Genomic DNA, 3,409 nt, shown 5'->3' on the forward strand with positions numbered 1-3,409 from the left:
TAGGGAGTGAGATTAAGAAAACAAGACCTTGTGTAATCATTTCACCCAATGAGATGAATAAATATCTTAGAACAATTATTGTCGCACCAATGACCACAAAGTCGAGAAAATACCCAACAAGAATTGAAGTAAAACATGACAGAAAAATAGCTTGGATTGTAATTGATCAAATCCGGACAATTGACAAGCAACGCATAATCAGGGCATTAGGAAGATTGTCAAAACTTGAAATAAAAGAAGTGAAGTCAATAATGAAAGAAACATTTATTGATTAAAAAAGAAATCCAGAAGACTATTCATAATAATGAATGGTGGTTTTCGGTCGTAGATATTTGTGCTGTATTAACTGACAGCCGTGATGCTGGAGCGTATTGGAGGAAGTTGAAACAACTATGGCGAAATAAAGAAAAGCTACTTTAATCTAAATTTTATATACTTAATTGTTTCTCCTTTTTCCCTATGTATTTTTTCAAAATATGTTGTGATGGAGTTGTATTCATTAAGAATTGAAGAATTGTAAAGATTATCGGTATATTCAATTATTTCATGTTTTTCTTCTTGCAGAGTTTTTAATCCAAATTTATATAGGTCGGTATCATCTGTTTTGAAATTAATAATTCCGTTTTTTATAAGAATGTCTTTGTAATAATTTAGATAAAGTGAGGATACTAATCTTCTTCTCCATTTACTCGGTCGGGGAAATGGATCGGGAAAAGGAATCCAAATTTCAGCTATCTCATTTTTGTCAAAAATTTCCGTGATGTTTTGAATTAAAATTCTAACAAATGCTACATTTTGAAGTTTGGCAATTATTGCATCTTTTGCTCCACGCCATAATCTTACACCTTTAATATCAACTCCTATAAAGTTTTTGTCAGGAAATCTTTTTGCAAGTTCATTTGTGTATTCTCCTTTACCACAGCCAAGTTCAAGAATTATAGAATTATTATTTTTAAAATAATCACTATTCCACTTAGCCTTCATTTCATTTGGGCTTTCAAAAGCATTATCAAATGTAGCTAATTCATTAAACTTTATTTTCTTCTGTCTTGTCATTTTAAGAAGTTTTGAGTTTTTACTACACATTCTTTCATTTAATTATGCCCACATAATCATATTTAACTAAAAACTAATTAATCACAAAGTGCTTTCTTTACTTTTAGTTTAGCACTAATTTTCGGTGTTCCTCCTTTGTAATGTAAATTATATGATAGTGGAGAATCTTGAACAGCAAAAACTCCTTTTAATGTGTTTTTCAAATGTTTAGTTTTATAACCTACAAAACTATATTTGCCATAATGTGGCAGTTTTCTGTGAATATTTTCTAATGCGTATTGGTCAGTTGTTGAAACAAAAACAAAAGATTGTGATTCATCTTTTGGGTTTGGATAAGTATAAACAAAGGTACCGCTCTTTTCTACATCTTTCATTTTTTTCTTTGTTTCTTCGGGCAGTAATTTTATCATGTCATCTAATGTTTTATTATAAACAGCAAATGAATTTTCAATTCCTAAAATCCAAACTGTTCCTTCTTTTGGAGTGTCGCCAATATTTCCATCATTAATTACCTTAACTTTTTTTCCTTGTTCTTTTAAAAATTTTGAAAAACTTTTTGAAAATTCCAAATATTCGTAATACATATTTGATTTACGTGGAAAAACAATTACATGACTTTCTTTGCCAAGAACAGTAGAAATTATTGTGGGAACCTCTTTGTTGTCAAGTCTTCTAAAAACATCAAACTGAGGGTCAATTTCAATTTTTAAAGGACGTGTTTCGCAACTTATTTCAAAATTCTGCATTTTTTCAGTCATGTGAATTTTCTTAAGTACTACTCCTTTTTCATCATAAATCGCAACAGGAATTTTTATGTCAAAAACAGAAGCATCCTGAGTTTGTGTTAAAACAAATGATAATTTGTATTCATCGGGTTTAGTAACCCTTACGGTTGATAATTCTAAAAAAGGTGCTCCCGTTCTGTTTACCCATTGATCAAAAAAACCTTTAAGGGCTTTGCCTGTAATTTTTTCAAAACTTTTTCTAATATCGTCATAAGAGGCAAAAGTAAACTTATTGTTTTCATAAAAATCCGAAAAAACTTTTAAAAACACTTCATCACCAAATTCCACTCTAAGCATGTGAAACATCATCATTGATTTACCATAGCCAACAGCCTCTTGAGCAGAACTATGCCTTGACCTAAATTCATTAAGCGGAAAATCATTGTCTTCGTTTACATAATTAGTATATTTTTGTAAAGTTTCTCTTCTGTATTTTGCTCCTTCACCTTTTCGCTCTTTCATCAAATGGTCAGCCATATAAACTGTAATTCCTTCACACCAGTTTCCTTTTTCATAATCGACATAAACGGAATTTCCCCACCAATTGTGAAGAAGCTCATGCGGATAGGAAGAGTACAATATCCAAGGGAAGCGAATAACTTTTTTTCCAAGTAGAGTAAAAGATGGCATTCCATAGCCTGTTTCCCAAAAGTTTTCAATTAAAGCAAACTTTTTATAAGGAAAAGCACCTATCATTTTTTCGTAGCTTTTCATGTAATCAAAAGTTACATTTAAATATTTTTCAGCAAGCTCTTGTTCAGGTTTAATCAAAAATACTTGTGCTGTTACACCTCCTGCTCGCTTTTGATATTCCGTCCATTTTCCTCCTATCAAATAAATTTCTCCCATAGGATAGGGACAATTATAAGTTACAGTTCTTTTGTCAGCTTTAATTTTATTTACAACTCTTTCTCCCTGTGATACAACCTTCCATTTATGATTGATTTTTGTTTCTATTTCGAAGGTAAAAAGATTTGTATCAAAATCAGCTATCCACTTTGTTGAACCTGCAAGGTAAACACCGTTGTCGGAAATAATTCCTTTGGTTTCACCAAAACCACGAGCATATTCTTTGCTTTTAACTATTTCTCCCGAAATATTTCCTTTATATTTTATAGGAATTACATTAAGCGTTGAATCCATAAAAATCACTTTGAATTTTTGTTCATCGCTTTTGTTACAATCAACATTGTCAATTATAACATCTGTACTTAATGTTTGAACACTAAAATTTTTATTGATTGTGAAAAATATTTGTTTACCGCTTTTTAACAGAGTATCAGCTATTTTTATGCTGTCAATTACATCAATTGATTTATTTTCAATTGAAAGCTCAACATAGAGCTTGTGATGAATATTTTGTGCAAACAAAGTGTTAACAATAAAAAAAAGAAGTAAGAATAATAATTTTGCTTTTAATTTCATAATTAGTTGTTTTTATTTTTGGTTCTATGTCAAATACTGTGGGTAATCAAATTTGCCACAGACTTCGTCTGTCGAAGACATGCAAAAAGTAAAGACTACGTCTGTCAAAGACAGATTCACAGATTACAAAATTACTCTTTTTG

Annotated in this window: 3 protein-coding genes; 1 reads left to right on the plus strand and 2 read right to left on the minus strand. The window is 30.4% G+C overall.

The window, feature by feature from the left end; all coding sequences use genetic code 11:
• The coding region (locus U9R42_06130; protein MEA3495598.1) for a type II toxin-antitoxin system PemK/MazF family toxin at nucleotides 1-275 on the plus strand (275 nt) is incomplete at its 5' end.
• 136 nt (nucleotides 276-411) lie between these two features.
• Here the strand turns inward: U9R42_06130 and trmB are convergent.
• Together trmB and U9R42_06140 are read right to left on the minus strand one after the other, a co-directional pair.
• Nucleotides 412-1,056, minus strand: coding sequence for a tRNA (guanosine(46)-N7)-methyltransferase TrmB (trmB, locus tag U9R42_06135; protein ID MEA3495599.1), 645 nt, complete (start codon nucleotides 1,054-1,056; stop codon nucleotides 412-414).
• Nucleotides 1,057-1,133: 77 nt separating this feature from the next.
• Entirely contained in the window at nucleotides 1,134-3,266 is a 2,133-nt protein-coding gene (locus U9R42_06140; protein MEA3495600.1) for a M1 family aminopeptidase, read from the minus strand.
• Nucleotides 3,267-3,409 lie beyond the last annotated feature (143 nt).

This window comes from Bacteroidota bacterium, assembly GCA_034723125.1.
Taxonomy (GTDB): Bacteria; Bacteroidota; Bacteroidia; order CAILMK01; family JAAYUY01; genus JAYEOP01.